Below are 17,449 nucleotides of genomic sequence, written 5' to 3' on the forward strand. Positions count from 1 at the left end.
TGGCCCGCGGGCTGATGGACGCCGGCACCGACGTGCTGGATATCGGCCTGAGCGGTACCGAAGAGATTTACTTCGCCACCTTCCACCTCGGGGTGGACGGCGGTATCGAGGTGACGGCGAGCCACAACCCGATGAACTACAACGGCATGAAGCTGGTGCGCGAGAACGCGAAGCCCATCAGCGGCGACACCGGCCTGCGTGACATCCAGCGCCTGGCGGAGGAAAACCAGTTCCCGCCGGTGGATGCGGCGCGTCGCGGCACCCTGCGCCAGATTTCGGTGCTGAAGGAGTACGTTGACCACCTGATGGGCTACGTGGACCTGGCGAACTTCACCCGTCCGCTGAAGCTGGTGGTGAACTCCGGCAACGGGGCGGCGGGGCACGTGATTGATGAGGTGGAGAAACGCTTTGCGGCGGCCGGGGCGCCGGTGACCTTTATCAAGGTGCATCATCAGCCGGACGGCCATTTCCCGAACGGTATCCCGAACCCGCTGCTGCCGGAGTGCCGCCAGGACACCGCCGACGCGGTGCGTGCGCATCAGGCAGACATGGGTATCGCCTTTGACGGCGACTTCGACCGCTGCTTCCTGTTCGATGACGAGGCGTCGTTTATCGAGGGGTACTACATTGTCGGCCTGCTGGCGGAAGCGTTCCTGCAGAAGCAGCCGGGGGCGAAAATCATTCACGACCCGCGCCTGACGTGGAACACGGTGGACATCGTGACCCGCAGCGGCGGGCAGCCGGTGATGTCGAAGACCGGGCATGCGTTCATCAAGGAGCGGATGCGCCAGGAAGACGCCATCTACGGCGGGGAGATGAGCGCGCACCACTACTTCCGCGACTTCGCCTACTGCGACAGCGGGATGATCCCGTGGCTGCTGGTGGCGGAGCTGCTGTGCCTGAAGAACAGCTCGCTGAAATCGCTGGTGGCGGACCGCCAGGCGGCGTTCCCGGCGTCGGGGGAGATCAACCGCAAGCTGGGAAATGCGGCGGAGGCGATCGCGCGCATCCGGGCGCAGTATGAGCCGGCGGCCGCACACATCGACACAACGGACGGTATCAGTATTGAATACCCTGAGTGGCGCTTTAACCTGCGCACATCCAACACGGAGCCGGTGGTGCGCCTGAACGTTGAGTCCAGAGCGGATACGGCGTTGATGAACGAGAAAACCGCCGAGCTGCTCAACCTGTTAAAAGAGGAATCGCTTTGAGTCCTATGTTTTCAGCGATCTATCGCTACCGTGGCTTTATTATTGACAGCGTTAAACGGGACTTTCAGTCCCGTTACCAGACCAGCTTTTTAGGCGCGGCATGGCTGATCTTGCAGCCGATCGCCATGATTTCCGTCTATACATTAATCTTTTCTGAATTAATGCGTGCCCGCCTGGCGGGCATGGACGGCCCTTTTGCCTATAGCATCTACCTCTGTTCCGGGGTGTTAACCTGGGGGCTGTTCACGGAAACGCTCAACAGTCTGGTCAACGTTTTTCTGACCAACGCCAATATTCTTAAAAAGCTCAGCTTTCCGCGGATCTGTTTACCGATCATCGTCACCGCTTCGGCGTTCATTAACTTTCTGATCATTTTCGGTCTGTTTGTGCTGTTTCTGATCGTCACGGGCAATTTCCCGGGCATGATTTTCTTTGAAATCATTCCGGTACTGATCGTCCAGATGCTGTTCACCCTGGGCCTGGGGATTATCCTCGGCGTGCTGAACGTTTTTGTCCGCGACATCGGCCAGTTCGTCAATATTCTGCTGCAGTTTTGGTTCTGGTTTACGCCTATTGTTTACGTGTCCAAAACGCTGCCGGAATGGGTATCAGGCCTGCTGGCCTATAACCCGATGGCGACCATTATCGGTTCCTATCAGAACGTGATGCTCTATCACCAGAGCCCAGACTGGATGGCGCTGCTTCCGGTCACGGTGGTGTCGGTCATTCTGTTTTTATTTGCCTGGCGTTTATTTAAAAAACATGCCGCTGATATTGTGGACGAGATTTAATCATGAGTATCAAAGTTCAGCACGTCGGCAAGGCGTATAAATATTACCCATCCAAATGGAACCGGGTCATCGAGAAACTGCTGCCGGGCGATAAGCCGCGGCACAGCAAAAAATGGGTGTTAAAAGACATCAATTTCAGCATTGAACCCGGTGAAGCAGTCGGTATTGTCGGGGTGAACGGCGCAGGTAAAAGTACGTTGCTGAAGCTGCTGACCGGCACCACCCAGCCCACCAAAGGCAGCATTGAGATCCAGGGGCGCGTCGCTGCGCTGCTGGAGCTGGGCATGGGTTTCCATCCCGACTTTACCGGCCGGCAGAACGTGTATATGTCCGGGCTAATGATGGGCCTGAGCCGGGAAGAGATCGAGCGCTTAATGCCGGAGATCGAAGCCTTTGCGGATATCGGCGACTACATTGAAGAGCCGGTGCGCATCTATTCCAGCGGCATGCAAATGCGCCTGGCGTTCGCCGTGGCCACCGCTTCTCGCCCGGATATTCTGATCGTCGATGAAGCGCTCTCCGTTGGCGACTCCCGCTTTCAGGCGAAGTGCTACGCCCGCATTGCGGACTTCAAAAAGCAGGGCACCACGCTGCTGCTGGTTTCCCACAGCGCCGGGGATATCGTCAAACACTGCGACCGCGCCATCTTCCTCAAAAATGGTGACATCTGCATGGACGGCACCGCCCGTGACGTGACTAACCGTTACCTGGATGAGTTGTTTGGCAAACCTGATAAAGACAGCGCCAGGAAAAGCGAAACGGCTACCTCGTCAGCCAGTGGCGAAAGCCAGATGTCGCTTGATGAGATTGAAGATGTGTACCACACGCGACCAGGCTACCGTCCGGAAGAGTACCGCTGGGGGCAGGGCGGCGCGAAAATCATCGATTACCATATTCAGAGCGCCGGGGTTGATTTTCCGCCTTCGCTGACGGGCAATCAGCAGACCGATTTTCTGATGAAGGTCGTGTTTGAATACGATTTTGATTGCGTGGTGCCAGGCATCCTGATTAAGACCCTCGATGGCTTATTCCTCTACGGAACCAACTCTTTCCTCGCCTCAGAAGGGCGCGAGAATATTTCGGTTTCCCGCGGCGATGTTCGGGTGTTTAAATTTAGCCTTCCGGTGGATTTAAACAGTGGCGATTACCTGCTGTCATTTGGTATCTCTGCCGGCAACCCGCAGACGGATATGACGCCGCTGGACAGACGTTACGACTCCATTATTTTACATGTGACCAAGAGCATGGATTTTTGGGGTGTCATCGATCTTAAGTCGTCCTTTACTAGCTACCAATGACGTTGAGAAAAACGATTCCATGACTAAAAACTTAAACACGCTGGTTAGCGAATTACCTGAGATTTATCAAACTATTTTTGGCCATCCCGAGTGGGATGGCGACGCCGCTCGCGATTGTAATCAACGTCTCGATTTGATTACCGAACAGTACGATAACTTATCCCGCGCGCTGGGCCGCCCGCTTAAAGTTCTCGATCTGGGCTGCGCTCAGGGCTTTTTCAGCCTGAGCCTGGCAAGCAAAGGCGCGACTATCGTTGGTATCGATTTCCAGCAGGAAAATATTAACGTGTGCCGCGCGCTGGCCGAAGAAAACCCCGACTTTGCCGCCGAATTTCGGGTAGGCAGAATTGAAGAGGTGATCGCCGCGCTGGAAGAGGGCGAGTTTGATCTGGCCATTGGCTTAAGCGTGTTTCACCATATTGTTCATCTTCATGGTATCGATGAAGTTAAACGTCTGCTCTCGCGCCTGGCGGATGTCACCCAGGCGGTGATCCTTGAGCTGGCGGTGAAAGAAGAACCGCTCTACTGGGGCGTTTCTCAGCCGGACGATCCGCGCGAACTGATTGAGCAGTGCGCGTTTTATCGCCTGATTGGCGAGTTTGATACCCATTTATCCCCCGTTCCGCGCCCGATGTACCTGGTCAGCAACCACCGGGTGCTGCTCAACGATTTTAATCAGCCGTTCCAGCACTGGCAAAATCAGCCCTATGCCGGGGCCGGCCTGGCGCATAAGCGCAGCCGTCGCTACTTCTTTGGCGAAGATTATGTGTGCAAGTTTTTCTATTACGACATGCCCCACGGCATCCTGACGGCGGAAGAGAGCCAGCGTAATAAACATGAACTGCATAATGAAATAAAGTTCCTGGCGCAACCGCCAGCGGGCTTTGACGCGCCGGCATTACTGGCCCACGGCGAAAACGCCCAGTCTGGCTGGCTGGTGATGGAAAAGCTCCCGGGTAGCTTGCTGAGCGATATGCTGGCGGCCGGGGAAGAGATCGATCGTGAAAAAATCCTTGGCACCTTGCTCCGTTCCTTAGCGGCGCTGGAGAAGCAAGGGTTCTGGCATGACGATGTGCGCCCATGGAACGTGATGGTCGATGCCCGGCAGCATGCCCGCTTAATCGACTTCGGTTCTATCGTCACCACCCCACAGGACTGCAGCTGGCCGACAAACCTTGTCCAGTCGTTTTTCGTGTTTGTGAACGAGCTGTTTGCCGAAAACAAAAACATAAACGGTTTCTGGCGCTCGGCGCCCGTGCATCCGTTCAACCTGCCGCAGCCGTGGTCAAACTGGCTGTATGCGGTCTGGCAGGAGCCGGTTGACAGCTGGAACTTTGCCCTGCTGTTAGCGCTGTTCGACAAGAAAGCGAAACTGCCTTCAGCTGAACAGCAGCGTGGGGCGACGGAGCAGTGGATCATCGCTCAGGAGACGGTGCTGCTGGAGCTTCAGTCCCGGGTGCGCAATGAAAGCGCCGGCTCGGAGGCGATGCGTGGTGAAATCCATGCCCTGGAGCAACAGATCGTTCAGCTGCAGGCGGCACAGGATGCGTTAGTCGAGAAAGCGCAACAGCCAGTGGAAGTCAGCCATGAGCTGAGCTGGCTGACTGAGAATATGGCGCAGCTGACCGCGCTGCTGGAGTCGGCACAAGCGCACGCCCAGGCTGACATTCAGCCCGAGCTGCCGCCGGAAACCGCTGAGCTCCTCCAGCGACTGGAAGCCGCTAACCGGGAGATTCACCATTTACATAACGAAAACCAGCAGCTTCGCCAGGAAATTGAAAAAATCCATCGCAGCCGTTCCTGGAGAATGACCAAGGGTTATCGTTATCTTGGACTGCAGATCCATTTGCTGAGACAGTATGGTTTCGTGCAGCGTTGTAAACATTTTATTAAACGCGTCCTGCGGTTTGTTTTCTCGTTTATGAGAAAACATCCGAAGGTAAAACATACCGCGGTAAATGGGTTACATAAGCTGGGCCTTTATCAGCCGGCCTACCGTTTGTATCGTCGTATGAATCCGCTGCCGCACAGCCAGTATCAGGCTGATGCGCAAATTTTATCGCAGACTGAGCTGCAAGTGATGCATCCGGAGCTTTTACCTCCGGAGGTTTATGAAATTTATCTCAAACTAACGAAAAATAAATAAGGAGATTAACTTGCATATTTTGATTGATGTCCAGGGTTACCAGTCGGAAAGTAAATTCCGCGGTATCGGTCGCAGTACCCTGGCCATGAGCCGCGCCATTATTGAAAATGCCGGCGAGCATCGCGTCAGTATTCTGATCAATGGTATGTATCCCATTGACAATATTAATGATGTAAAAATGGCCTATCGGGACCTGCTGGCGGACGAGGATATGTTCATCTTCTCCGCCGTTGCGCCAACGGCCTATTGCAATATTGATAACCACGGCCGTAGCAAAGCCGCCCAGGCGGCCCGCGATATCGCTATCGCCAATATCGCGCCTGATATTGTCTATGTTATTAGCTTCTTCGAAGGCCATGGGGATAGTTATACCGTGTCCATTCCGGCGGACAATGTGCCGTGGAAGACAGTGTGCGTATGCCACGATCTGATCCCGCTGTTAAATAAAGAGCGTTATCTCGGCGATCCGAATTTCCGCGAGTTTTATATGAACAAGCTGGCGGAGTTTGAGCGGGCGGACGCGATCTTCGCTATTTCGCAGTCGGCGGCCCAGGAAGTGATCGAATATACCGACATCGCCAGCGATCGAGTGCTGAACATCTCCTCGGCGGTGGGTGAAGAGTTTGCGGTTATCGACTATTCCGCCGAGCGTATTCAGTCTTTAAAAGACAAATACAGCCTGCCCGATGAGTTTATTCTGACGCTGGCGATGATCGAGCCGCGGAAAAACATCGAAGCGCTTATTCACGCCTATAGCATGCTGCCTGCCGAATTGCAGCAGCGCTATCCGATGGTGCTGGCGTATAAGGTGCACCCGGAGGATCTGGAGCGGATTCTGCGTCTGGCGGAAAGCTATGGCCTGTCACGCAGCCAGCTTATCTTTACCGGCTTCCTGACCGACGACGATCTGATTGCTCTGTACAACCTGTGCAAACTGTTTGTGTTCCCGTCGCTGCATGAAGGTTTCGGCCTGCCGCCGCTGGAAGCGATGCGCTGCGGGGCGGCGACCTTAGGTTCAAACATTACCAGCCTGCCGGAAGTCATTGGCTGGGAAGATGCCATGTTCAATCCGCATGACGTGCAGGATATTCGCCGGGTAATGGAGAAGGCGCTGACCGATGAGGCGTTTTACCGTGAGCTGAAGGCGCATGCCCTGACGCAGTCAGCCAAATTCTCCTGGGCCAACACCGCCCATCTGGCGATCGATGGTTTCACTCGCCTGCTGCAGTCGTCCAAAGAGGCGCATGCCGGGCAGGTGGAAGGCGTGACCGCCTCGCGCATTCAGACGATGCAGAAAATTGATGCGCTGAGCGAAGTCGACCGTCTGGGTCTGGCGTGGGCGGTTGCGCGCAACGGCTTTAAGCGCCATACCCGCAAGCTGCTGGTGGATATTTCGGTTCTGGCGAAGCATGACGCGAAGACCGGGATCCAGCGCGTCTCGCGCAGTATTCTTAGCGAATTACTGAAATCCGGCGTGCCGGGTTATGAGGTTTCCGCCGTCTACTACACCCCTGGCGAGTGTTATCGCTACGCTAACCAATATCTGTCCAGTAACTTCCCGGGCGAATATGGTGCCGACGAGCCGGTGCTGTTCAGCAAAGATGATATTCTGATCGCCACCGATCTGACCGCGCATCTCTTCCCGGAGGTGGTGACGCAAATTGACAGCATGCGCGCCGCCGGGGCGTTCGCCTGCTTCGTGGTGCATGATATTTTACCATTACGTCGCCCGGAGTGGAGTATCGAAGGCATTCAGCGTGAATTCCCGATCTGGCTGTCCTGCCTCGCAGAGCATGCCGACCGGCTGATCTGCGTCTCTGCCAGCGTCGCCGAGGATGTGAAAGCGTGGATTGCGGAAAATAGCCATTGGGTGAAACCGAATCCGCTGCTGACCGTCAGCAACTTCCATCTGGGCGCCGACCTCGATGCCAGTGTACCGTCCACTGGTATGCCGGACAATGCACAGGCGCTGTTAGCCACGATGGCCGCAGCCCCTTCATTTATCATGGTTGGCACCATGGAGCCGCGCAAAGGCCACGCCCAGACGCTGGCCGCCTTCGAGGAGCTGTGGCGCGAGGGCAAAGAGTACAACTTGTTTATCGTCGGCAAACAGGGCTGGAACGTTGACAGCTTGTGCGAAAAATTACGCCATCATCCGCAGCTGAACAAAAAGCTGTTCTGGCTGCAGAATATCAGCGACGAGTTTTTGGCCGAGCTATATGCTCGTTCACGCGCGCTGATCTTTGCCTCGCAGGGGGAGGGCTTTGGCCTGCCGTTGATTGAAGCGGCGCAGAAAAAGCTGCCGGTGATTATCCGCGATATCCCGGTGTTTAAAGAGATTGCTCAGGAACATGCCTGGTATTTCTCCGGGGAAGCGCCGGCCGACATCGCGAAGGCCGTCGAAGACTGGTTAGCCCTGTATGAGCAAAACGCGCATCCTCGCTCCGAAAATATCAACTGGTTAACCTGGAAGCAGAGCGCGGAATTTCTCCTGAAAAACCTGCCGATTATCGCGCCAGCCGCGAAGCAATAATCGCTATCAACAGGGCCGCCCCGGTGGCCCTTGTGATGAGTTCGTTATGAAAATTATTTTTGCTACTGAGCCAATTAAATACCCATTAACGGGCATCGGTCGGTATTCCCTGGAGCTGGTTAAGCGGCTGGCGGTCGCTCGCGAAATCGAAGAGCTGAAGCTGTTTCACGGCGCGTCGTTTATCGATCAGATCCCCCAGGTTGAGAATAAAAGCGATACCAAAGCCAGCAATCATGGTCGTCTGTCAGCGTTTCTGCGCCGCCAGCCGCTGCTGATTGAGGCGTATCGCCTGCTGCACCCGCGGCGCCAGGCATGGGCATTGCGCGACTATAAAGATTACATCTACCATGGTCCCAATTTTTATCTGCCGCATCGCCTGGAACGCGCTGTGACCACGTTTCATGACATCTCCATTTTTACCTGCCCGGAATATCATCCAAAAGATCGGGTTCGCTATATGGAGAAGTCCCTGCACGAGAGCCTCGATTCGGCAAAGCTGATCCTGACCGTCTCTGACTTCTCGCGCAGTGAAATCATCCGCCTGTTCAACTATCCGGCGGATCGGATCGTCACCACCAAGCTGGCCTGCAGCAGCGACTATATTCCGCGCAGCCCGGCGGAGTGCCTGCCGGTCCTGCAGAAATATCAGCTGGCGTGGCAGGGCTACGCGTTGTATATCGGCACCATGGAGCCGCGTAAAAATATCCGCGGTCTGCTGCAGGCCTATCAGCTGCTGCCGATGGAGACCCGCATGCGCTACCCGCTGATCCTCAGCGGTTATCGCGGCTGGGAAGACGATGTGCTGTGGCAGTTAGTCGAGCGCGGTACGCGGGAAGGGTGGATCCGTTACCTGGGCTATGTCCCGGATGAAGACCTGCCTTATCTGTACGCCGCGGCCAGAACCTTTGTTTATCCCTCCTACTATGAGGGATTCGGTTTACCTATTCTTGAAGCGATGTCTTGCGGTGTGCCGGTAGTATGTTCCAATGTCACTTCTTTGCCTGAGGTGGTTGGCGATGCCGGCCTCGTTGCCGATCCTAATGATGTAGACGCGATTAGCGCGCATATTTTGCAGAGCCTGCAGGATGATAGCTGGCGGGAAATCGCCACCGCGCGCGGTCTTGCCCAGGCGAAACAGTTTTCGTGGGAGAACTGTACGACCCAGACCATTAACGCCTATAAATTACTCTAAGGGTGTCAGTTGAGAGTTCTACACGTCTATAAGACCTACTATCCCGATACCTACGGCGGTATTGAGCAGGTCATTTATCAGCTCAGTCAGGGCTGCGCCCGCCGGGGAATCGCAGCCGATGTATTTACTTTTAGCCCGGACAAAGAGACAGGACCTGTCGCCTACGAAGACCATCGGGTCATTTATAATAAGCAGCTTTTTGAAATTGCCTCCACGCCGTTTTCGCTGAGAGCGTTAAAGCGTTTTAAGCAGATTAAAGATGATTACGACATCATCAACTACCATTTTCCGTTTCCATTCATGGATATGTTGCATCTCTCGGCGCGGCCTGACGCCAGAACGGTGGTGACCTATCATTCTGATATTGTGAAACAAAAACGGTTGATGAAGCTGTACCAGCCGCTGCAGGAGCGATTCCTCGCCAGCGTAGACTGCATTGTCGCCTCGTCGCCCAACTACGTGGCCTCCAGCCAGACCCTGAAAAAATATCAGGATAAAACCGTGGTGATCCCGTTTGGTCTGGAACAGCACGACGTGCAGCACGATCCGCAGCGGGTGGCGCACTGGCGGGAAACCGTCGGCGATAACTTCTTCCTTTTCGTCGGCGCTTTCCGCTACTACAAAGGGCTGCACATTCTGCTGGATGCCGCCGAGCGTAGCCGGCTGCCGGTGGTGATTGTCGGGGGCGGGCCGCTGGAGGCGGAAGTGCGTCGTGAAGCGCAGCAGCGCGGGCTGAGCAATGTGGTGTTTACCGGCATGCTCAACGACGAAGATAAATACATTCTCTTCCAGCTCTGCCGTGGCGTGGTCTTCCCCTCGCATCTGCGCTCCGAGGCGTTTGGCATTACGTTACTGGAAGGCGCGCGCTTCGCCAGGCCGCTGATCTCCTGCGAGATCGGCACCGGGACCTCGTTCATTAACCAGGACAAAGTGAATGGCTGCGTGATCCCGCCGAATGACAGCCAGGCGCTGGTGGAGGCGATGAATGAGCTCTGGCATAACGATGAAACCGCCAGCCGCTATGGCGAAAACTCGCGTCGTCGTTTTGAAGAGATGTTTACTGCCGACCATATGATTGACGCTTACGTCAATCTCTACACTACGCTGCTGGAAAGCAAATCCTGAGGCCAGCTACCCCCGCCGTTGCGGCGGGGGTCAACGCGTTAGTGACGACTCTTCAGATTATCAATCACTTCCCCGAGATCCAGCCCCTGGTCCTGCAGCAGCACCAGCAGGTGATACATCAGGTCCGACGCCTCATTCTTCAGCTCGAAGCGGTCGTTCACCGTGGCGGCCAGCGCGGTCTCCACGCCTTCTTCCCCCACTTTCTGCGCAATACGCTTGGTACCGCTGGCATACAGCTTCGCCGTGTAGGAGCTCTCCGGGTCGGCGTGCTTACGCTCGGCCAGCAGCTGCTCCAGCTGATAGAGGAACAGCCACTGGTGGCCGGCGTCGCCGAAGCAGCTGGTGGTGCCTTTGTGGCAGGTCGGCCCGATCGGATTCACCAGCACCAGCAGCGTATCGTTGTCGCAGTCCGGCGTGATGCTCACTACGTTGAGGACATGGCCCGAGGTTTCACCCTTGGTCCACAGCCGCTGTTTGGTGCGTGAGTAAAAGGTGACCTTGCCGGTGGCTTCGGTTTTCTCCAGCGCCTCCTTGTTCATGTAGCCCAGCATCAGCACTTCGCCGGATACGGCGTGCTGCACGATGGCCGGCATCATGCCGTCCGTTTTTTCCCAGTCCAGCTGTTCAGTCAACATACCCTTATCTCCACGCCCTGTGCCGCCAGGTACGCTTTCAGTTCGCCAATATTAATAATCTGTTTGTGGAATACCGAGGCCGCCAGCGCGCCGTCAACGTTGGCGTCGCGGAAGGCTTCAAGGAAGTGTTCCACGGTGCCCGCGCCGCCGGAGGCGATCAGCGGCACATGGCACACTGCGCGAACCTTCGCCAGCTGCTGCAGATCGTAGCCGTTGCGCACCCCGTCCTGGTTCATCATATTGAGGACGATCTCGCCCGCGCCGCGCTTCTGCACTTCCTCCACCCAGTCGAGGGTTTCCCACTGCGTCACCCGGGTGCGGCTCTCGTCGCCGGTGTACTGATTGACGTGATACTTGCCGGTCTCTGCATCAAACCAGGTATCAATCCCCACCACAATGCACTGCACGCCAAAGCGGTCGGCAAGGCGGGTGATCAGCGTCGGGTCGGCGAGGGCAGGGGAGTTAATCGAGATCTTATCGGCGCCGAAGGAGAGGATCTGCGCCGCGTCTTCCAGCGACTTGATCCCGCCCGCCACGCAGAAAGGAATATCAATCACTTCCGCCACCCGCGACACCCAGCTCTTGTCGACCACCCGGCCGTCGCTGGAGGCGGTGATATCATAGAACACCAGCTCGTCGGCGCCTTCGTCGGCATAGCGCTTGGCCAGCGGGACGATATCACCGATGATCTCGTGATTACGGAACTGCACGCCTTTCACTACCTGGCCGTCGCGGACGTCGAGGCAGGGGATTATCCGTTTTGCCAGCATTGAATGGCCTCCGTTACGTTGAATTTACCTTCCAGCAGCGCGCGACCGACAATCACGCCGCGCACCCCGGTGCCGCGCAGGGCGGCAATATCATTGAGATCGCCGATGCCGCCGGATGACTGAAACGCCACCTGCGGGTAGCGGGCGCAGACTTCCTCATACAGCGAGACGTTGGAGCCCGCCAGCGTGCCGTCACGGGAGATATCGGTGCACAGCACATGCTGCAGGCCGACCGGCAGATAGCTCTCCACCAGCTCCTCCAGGGTCACGCCGGAGTTCTCCTGCCAGCCGCTGACCGCCACCTGCTTATTGCCGTCGGCGTCGATACGCACGTCGAGGGCCAGCACCAGCCGTTCAGGGCCAAAGCGTTTAAACCAGCCTTTCACTTCCTCCGGGGATTTCACCGCGGTGGAGCCGACCACCACGCGGGCGACGCCGGCGTCAAGCAGGGCCGCGACATCCGCCTCGGTCCGCACGCCGCCGCCGACCTGCACCGGGACGTCAACGCCGGCGACCAGCGATTTCAGCAGCGGGATCTGGCGCTTCGCCGGATCCTTCGCCCCGGTCAGGTCGACCAGGTGCAGGACTTCCGCCCCCTGAGCGGCATAGGACTGCAGGCGCGGCAGCGGATCGCTGCCGTAGTCGCGCTGCTGGCCGTAATCGCCCTGGTGGAGACGAACGACGGTGCCGTCGATTAAATCTAACGCAGGAATAATCATCACATCTCCAGGAAGTTTTTCAGCAGCTGCGCCCCGGCGCTCCCGGAGCGCTCCGGGTGGAACTGCACGCCAAAGAAGTTATCTTTCTGCACCGCGGCGGTAAACGCCTCGCCGTAATTGCACTGGGCGATGGTGTACGGGTTGACCGGCATGGCGTAGCTGTGGACGAAGTAGAAATACGCGCCTTCTTCAATGCCGCGGAACAGACGATCGCCCGCTTTGGCATACACCCGGTTCCAGCCCATGTGCGGCAGCGGCAGACCGTGGTCGGTCATCTTCGGCACCTCTTCCTCGATAATGCCCAGCAGATCGACGCCGTTGTTCTCTTCGCTGCGCTTGCCGAGCAGCTGCATGCCCAGGCAGATACCCAGCACCGGCTGGGTACAGGCTTTGATCAGGTCGATCAGCTCGCGGTCGCGCAGCTGGTCCATCGCCGCCTGGGCGGTGCCGACGCCGGGAAGAAACAGTTTATCGGCACGCAATACCACCTCCGGATCGCGGCTGACCACCGGCTCATAGCCGTGGCGGCCAATCGCTGATTTCACCGAATTGAGGTTGGCGCACCCGGTATCAAGGATCACCACATTCATTACAGCACCCCTTTGGAAGACGGCAGGGCATCGCCCTGGACGCGGATCGCCTGGCGCAGCGTACGGCCAAAGGCTTTGAACAGGCTCTCCACGCGGTGGTGATCGTTCTTGCCCTTGGTTTTCAGGTGCAGCGTCACCGCCATGGTGTAAGAGAGCGAGCGGAAGAAGTGTTCCACCATCTCGGTGCTCAGATCGCCGACGCGCTGATAGGTGAAGTCCGCCTTATACTCCAGGTGCGGACGGCCGGAGATATCCAGCGCGCAGCGGGCGAGACACTCGTCCATCGGCAGCACGAAGCCGAAGCGGTTGATGCCGCGCTTGTCGCCGAGCGCCAGCTTCAGGGCTTCGCCGAGGGCCAGGCCGGTATCTTCCACCGTGTGGTGATCGTCGATGTACAGATCGCCGCCGACGTTGACCTCCATGCGGAAGCCGCCATGGGTGGCGATTTGGTCGAGCATATGGTCAAAAAAGCCGACGCCGGTATGGATCTTGCTGCCGCCTTCGCGGTCCAGCCACACTTTCACATCCACCTGGGTCTCTTTGGTGATGCGCTCGACGTGGGCATAGCGGTCGCGGCGGGTCAGTTGCTCGCAGATGGTCGGCCAGTTCAGGGTCTCGCGGTCATAGCGCAGACCGATAATCCCCATGTTATCCGCCAGCTCAAGGTCGGTGGCCCGGTCGCCAATCACGTAGCTGTGGGCTTTATCCAGCACGCCTTCTTCCAGCCACGGCAGTACCAGCTGGGTTTTCGGCTTGCGGCAGGCGCAGTTGTCGCCCGGGAAGTGCGGACAAATCAGCACTTCCTCAAAGTTAACGCCCTGCGAGGCGAAGATCTGCATCATCAGATTGTGTGGGCCATCAAACGCCTCCTGCGGCAGGCTGTCGGTACCCAGACCGTCCTGGTTGGTGATCATCACCAGCTTATAGCCTTCCTGCTGCAGCTTCAGCAGCGCCGGGATCACCTGCGGCTCAAACGCCAGCTTGTCGAAACGGTCCACCTGGAAATCTACCGGCGGTTCGGAAATCAGGGTGCCGTCACGGTCAATAAAGAGATACTTCTGGGTCATACTTTCTCCGCAGTCAAGGCGTCAATCACGCGCTGGCTCTCGGCACGGGTACCGATAGTGATACGCAAACAGCCGCTCAATGAAGGTTGTTTATTCTGGTCACGTAAGATAATGCCCTGATCCCACAAAGATTTAAACACTGCGCTGGAGGCGGTTATCCGCACCAGGACGTAGTTGGTCTCGGAATCGAAGACCTGCTCCACGCAGGCGATGCCGCGCAGCTGTTCCACCAGGTAGCGGCGCTCGTCGAGGATCTGCGCCACGCGCTGACGCATCGCGGCGATCCCTTCCGCGCTCAGCGCCTGGGCGGCGATATCGGCCACCGGCGTGGAGAGCGGGTACGGCGCGATCACTTTCAGCAGCACGTTAATCACCTCGGCGTTGGCGAGGGTGAAGCCGCAGCGCAGGCCGGCGAGGGCAAAGGCTTTGGACAGCGTGCGCAGCACCACCAGGTGCGGGTAGTCGCTGAGCCAGCCGGCGAGCGTCGCCTGCGGGCAGAATTCAATATAGGCTTCGTCGGCCACCACGATGGCTTTGCCGCGGGTCATCTCCAGCAGGTCGCGCATCGACTGCGGGTCGATAATCTGCCCGGTCGGGTTGTTCGGGCTGCAGACGAAGACCACTTTCACCCCGTCCAGCTTTTCCTCAATGCCCGGCAGGTCGAGCTGCCAGTCGGCGAGGGTCGGCACGGTGCGGCATTCGACGCCGATGGTCTCGGCGCTGACGCTGTACATGCCGTAGGTGGGCGGGCAGTAGAGCACCGCGTCTTCGCCTGGCTCGCAGAAGGCGCGGATCAGCAGCTCAATGCCTTCGTCGGCGCCGCGGCTGACCAGCACCTGCTCCGGTTTAACCCCGGCGTAGCGGGCGTAGTTCTCAATCACCGCCTTCGGCTGCGGCTCCGGGTAGCGGTTCAGCGTCTGCTCGGTCAGCTGGAAGGCCACGGCGGTGGGGAATTCGTTAGCGTTCAGCCAGACGTCGCCTTTCCCGCCCAGGCGGCGAGCGGATTGATACGGGGTCAGCGCGCGGACGTTGGCGCGGGCTAAATCTTCAATGCTCATGCTTGCTCCTTCAGGGCGGCAACGCGCAGCGTTACGGCGTTTTTGTGGGCGTCAAGGCGCTCGGCGGCGGCCAGAATCTCAATCGTCGAAGCGAGGGCGGCAAAGCCATCGCGCGACAGCTCCTGCACGGTCATCCGCTTCTGGAAGTCGGCCAGGCCGAGGCTCGAACAGGTGGCGGTATAGCCATAGGTCGGCAGGACGTGGTTGGTGCCCGAGGCGTAGTCGCCCGCGGATTCCGGCGACCAGTCGCCAAGAAAAACCGAACCGGCGCTGGTGATGCTGTCCACCAGCTCACGGGCCTGACGGGTCTGAATGATCAGGTGTTCCGGGCCATACTGGTTGGAGATAGCCACGCACTGCGCCAGGTCGCGGGCCACGATGATGCGGCTGGCGGAGAGCGCCACGCGGGCGGTTTCGGCGCGAGGCAGGGCGGCCAGCTGGCGCTCCACGGCCTCGGCGACGCGGCTGCCCATCCCGGCGTCCGGGGTCAGGAGGATCACCTGCGAGTCCGGGCCGTGTTCCGCCTGGGAAAGCAGGTCGGAGGCGACAAAGTCCGGGTTGGCGCCGCTGTCGGCGATCACCAGCACTTCCGACGGGCCGGCCGGCATATCGATGGCCGCGCCGTCCAGACGCTGGCTGACCTGGCGTTTGGCTTCCGTGACGTAAGCGTTACCCGGGCCAAAGATTTTATCCACCTTCGGCACCGACTCGGTACCGAGGGCGAGGGCGGCGATGGCCTGCGCGCCGCCGACGTTAAAGATGGTTTTCACGCCGCACAGCTGCGCGGCGTAGAGGATCTCATCGGCGATCGGCGGCGGCGAGCAGAGCACCACCTGCTGACAGCCGGCGATGCGCGCCGGCGTCGCCAGCATCAGCACCGTGGAGAACAGCGGCGCCGAGCCGCCCGGAATATACAGCCCGACGGAGGCGACAGGGCGGGTCACCTGCTGGCAGCGCACCCCCGGCAGCGTTTCGACATCCACCGCCTGCAGCTGTTGCGCGTTGTGGAAGGTCTCGATGTTTTGCACCGCCACCGCCATCGCCTGCTTCAGCTCGTCGCTGAGGCGCTCGCCGGCGGCGGCGATCTCCGCCTCGCTCACCTGCAGCGCGGCGACGGTGGTTTTATCAAACTTCGCGCTGTATTCGCGCAGCGCCGCGTCGCCGTTGGCTTTGACGTTATCGAGGATCTCCGCCACCGTTTTACTGATGCTGTCGGAGGCGGAAATCGCCGGGCGCGTTAAGAGTTGTTGCTGTTGGTCTGCGCTACAGCCGTTCCAGTCGATGATTGTGTTGAAGCTCATGATTGTTTTCCCCTGTGTGTCCCGTGACCGGCTGGCCGATTACTCCATCATCTTCTCAATCGGCAGCACCAGAATGGAGCTGGCGCCCAGCGCCTTCAGTTTTTCCATGGTCTCCCAGAACAGGGTTTCGCTGCTGACCATGTGCATCGCCACGCGCTGCTTGTCGCCCGCCAGCGGCAGAATGGTTGGCCGTTCGGCGCCCGGCAGCAGGGCAACCACTTCTTCCAGACGTTCGGTCGGGGCGTGCATCATGATGTATTTCGACTCGCGGGCCTGGATCACGCCCTGAATACGGGTCAGCAGGCGGTCAATCAGCTGCTGTTTGGCGTCGTCCATTTCGCCGTCGCGCTGGATCAGACAGGCTTTGGAGCGGTAGATCACTTCCACTTCGCGCAGGCCGTTGGCTTCCAGGGTGGCGCCGGTGGAGACGAGGTCGCAGATGGCGTCGGCGAGGCCGGCGCGCGGCGCCACTTCCACGGAGCCGTTCAGCAGACAGGATTTAAAGGAGATACCTTTTTGATCGAGGTAACGCTTCAGCAGGTGCGGGTAAGAGGTGGCGATACGTTTGCCGTCCAGCGCCGCCGGGCCGTTCCAGGCTTCATCCACCGGGGTCGCCAGCGACAGGCGGCAGCCGCCGAAGTCCAGGCGACGCAGGGTGAAATAGCGCGGGTCTTCGCCCTGGGCGCGGCGGCTGAGCAGCTCTTCTTCCAGCACGTTTTCGCCGATAATGCCGAGGTCGACAACACCGTCCATCACCAGGCCCGGGATATCGTCATCACGCACGCGCAGAATGTCGATTGGCATATTTTCCGCCAGCGCAATCAGACGCTGGGTGTGCAAATTGACTTTAATGCCGCAGCGGCTGAGTAATTCGCGTGAATCTTCGCTTAAACGGCCTGATTTCTGAATAGCTATGCGTAAACGGGTGTTGTCTAACATTGTTCTTTTCCTCTGAATACCTGTCTGAATCTGTCCGAATTTGGTCCAAAAAAAAGCCCCCGGAAGTGAATCTT

Annotated in this window: 15 protein-coding genes and 1 other annotated feature (1 of these 16 cut by a window edge); of the genes, 7 read left to right on the forward strand and 8 right to left on the reverse strand. The window is 58.3% G+C overall.

All coding sequences use genetic code 11. The features are described from left to right. The 7 genes from rfbK to wbdC all read left to right on the forward strand — a co-directional run. Positions 1 to 1,211: O9 family phosphomannomutase RfbK (gene rfbK / locus ABLV54_RS17565; RefSeq protein ID WP_348814206.1), on the forward strand; the 1,211-nt coding region annotated here is incomplete at its 5' end. A gap of 5 nt (positions 1,212 to 1,216) precedes the next feature. Then, positions 1,217 to 2,002, forward strand: a complete 786-nt coding sequence (wzm, locus tag ABLV54_RS17570) for an O9 family O-antigen export ABC transporter permease subunit (protein ID WP_004203602.1) — start codon at positions 1,217 to 1,219, stop codon at positions 2,000 to 2,002. A gap of 2 nt (positions 2,003 to 2,004) precedes the next feature. Continuing rightward, positions 2,005 to 3,300, forward strand: coding sequence for an O9 family O-antigen export ABC transporter ATP-binding subunit (gene wzt, locus ABLV54_RS17575; RefSeq protein WP_050533857.1), 1,296 nt, complete (start codon positions 2,005 to 2,007; stop codon positions 3,298 to 3,300). A gap of 19 nt (positions 3,301 to 3,319) precedes the next feature. Continuing rightward, the gene (locus ABLV54_RS17580) at positions 3,320 to 5,446 is read left to right on the forward strand and encodes a methyltransferase domain-containing protein (protein WP_060590469.1); all 2,127 of its coding nucleotides are present in this window, start codon (positions 3,320 to 3,322) and stop codon (positions 5,444 to 5,446) included. A 10-nt stretch (positions 5,447 to 5,456) separates the two neighbouring features. Continuing rightward, positions 5,457 to 7,979: a polymannosyl GlcNAc-diphospho-ditrans,octacis-undecaprenol 2,3-alpha-mannosylpolymerase WbdA gene (gene wbdA / locus ABLV54_RS17585; RefSeq protein WP_049014735.1), complete on the forward strand. Its 2,523-nt coding sequence runs from the start codon at positions 5,457 to 5,459 to the stop codon at positions 7,977 to 7,979. A gap of 46 nt (positions 7,980 to 8,025) precedes the next feature. After that, the gene (locus ABLV54_RS17590; RefSeq protein ID WP_080819959.1) at positions 8,026 to 9,171 is read left to right on the forward strand and encodes a glycosyltransferase family 1 protein; all 1,146 of its coding nucleotides are present in this window, start codon (positions 8,026 to 8,028) and stop codon (positions 9,169 to 9,171) included. A gap of 9 nt (positions 9,172 to 9,180) precedes the next feature. Then, complete coding sequence (gene wbdC / locus ABLV54_RS17595; RefSeq protein ID WP_044524108.1) at positions 9,181 to 10,296, forward strand: N-acetyl-alpha-D-glucosaminyl-diphospho-ditrans,octacis-undecaprenol 3-alpha-mannosyltransferase WbdC; 1,116 nt, start codon at positions 9,181 to 9,183, stop codon at positions 10,294 to 10,296. Positions 10,297 to 10,334: 38 nt separating this feature from the next. On the opposite strand, the gene hisIE is transcribed toward wbdC, so the two are convergent. Genes hisIE through hisG form a run of 8 tightly spaced genes read right to left on the reverse strand, consistent with a single transcriptional unit; the run spans position 10,335 to position 17,375 of the window. After that, the gene (gene hisIE / locus ABLV54_RS17600; RefSeq protein WP_023290360.1) at positions 10,335 to 10,931 is read right to left on the reverse strand and encodes a bifunctional phosphoribosyl-AMP cyclohydrolase/phosphoribosyl-ATP diphosphatase HisIE; all 597 of its coding nucleotides are present in this window, start codon (positions 10,929 to 10,931) and stop codon (positions 10,335 to 10,337) included. Next, positions 10,925 to 11,701, reverse strand: coding sequence for an imidazole glycerol phosphate synthase subunit HisF (hisF, locus tag ABLV54_RS17605; protein ID WP_248860764.1), 777 nt, complete (start codon positions 11,699 to 11,701; stop codon positions 10,925 to 10,927). The genes hisIE and hisF overlap by 7 nt, the downstream gene beginning before the upstream one ends. Next, positions 11,683 to 12,420 (reverse strand): 1-(5-phosphoribosyl)-5-[(5-phosphoribosylamino)methylideneamino]imidazole-4-carboxamide isomerase, encoded by a 738-nt coding sequence (gene hisA / locus ABLV54_RS17610; RefSeq protein ID WP_032453443.1) that lies wholly within the window; start codon positions 12,418 to 12,420, stop codon positions 11,683 to 11,685. The genes hisF and hisA overlap by 19 nt, the downstream gene beginning before the upstream one ends. Then, a complete protein-coding gene (gene hisH, locus ABLV54_RS17615; RefSeq protein WP_002912227.1) occupies positions 12,420 to 13,010 on the reverse strand; it encodes an imidazole glycerol phosphate synthase subunit HisH in 591 nt (196 codons plus the stop codon). Before hisH ends, hisA begins: the two co-directional genes overlap by 1 nt. Beyond that, the gene (hisB, locus tag ABLV54_RS17620; protein ID WP_017899706.1) at positions 13,010 to 14,077 is read right to left on the reverse strand and encodes a bifunctional histidinol-phosphatase/imidazoleglycerol-phosphate dehydratase HisB; all 1,068 of its coding nucleotides are present in this window, start codon (positions 14,075 to 14,077) and stop codon (positions 13,010 to 13,012) included. The genes hisH and hisB overlap by 1 nt, the downstream gene beginning before the upstream one ends. Continuing rightward, the gene (gene hisC / locus ABLV54_RS17625) at positions 14,074 to 15,135 is read right to left on the reverse strand and encodes a histidinol-phosphate transaminase (protein ID WP_248860765.1); all 1,062 of its coding nucleotides are present in this window, start codon (positions 15,133 to 15,135) and stop codon (positions 14,074 to 14,076) included. The genes hisB and hisC overlap by 4 nt, the downstream gene beginning before the upstream one ends. Next, positions 15,132 to 16,436 (reverse strand): histidinol dehydrogenase, encoded by a 1,305-nt coding sequence (gene hisD, locus ABLV54_RS17630; protein ID WP_248860766.1) that lies wholly within the window; start codon positions 16,434 to 16,436, stop codon positions 15,132 to 15,134. The genes hisC and hisD overlap by 4 nt, the downstream gene beginning before the upstream one ends. 39 nt (positions 16,437 to 16,475) lie before the next feature. Then, complete coding sequence (gene hisG / locus ABLV54_RS17635) at positions 16,476 to 17,375, reverse strand: ATP phosphoribosyltransferase (RefSeq protein WP_023290356.1); 900 nt, start codon at positions 17,373 to 17,375, stop codon at positions 16,476 to 16,478. 47 nt (positions 17,376 to 17,422) lie between these two features. Further along, positions 17,423 to 17,449: a sequence feature (His leader region), on the reverse strand; it runs 96 nt beyond the window's last position.

The sequence above is a fragment of the Klebsiella sp. JB_Kp042 genome (assembly GCF_040065275.1).
GTDB lineage: Bacteria > Pseudomonadota > Gammaproteobacteria > Enterobacterales > Enterobacteriaceae > Klebsiella > Klebsiella quasipneumoniae.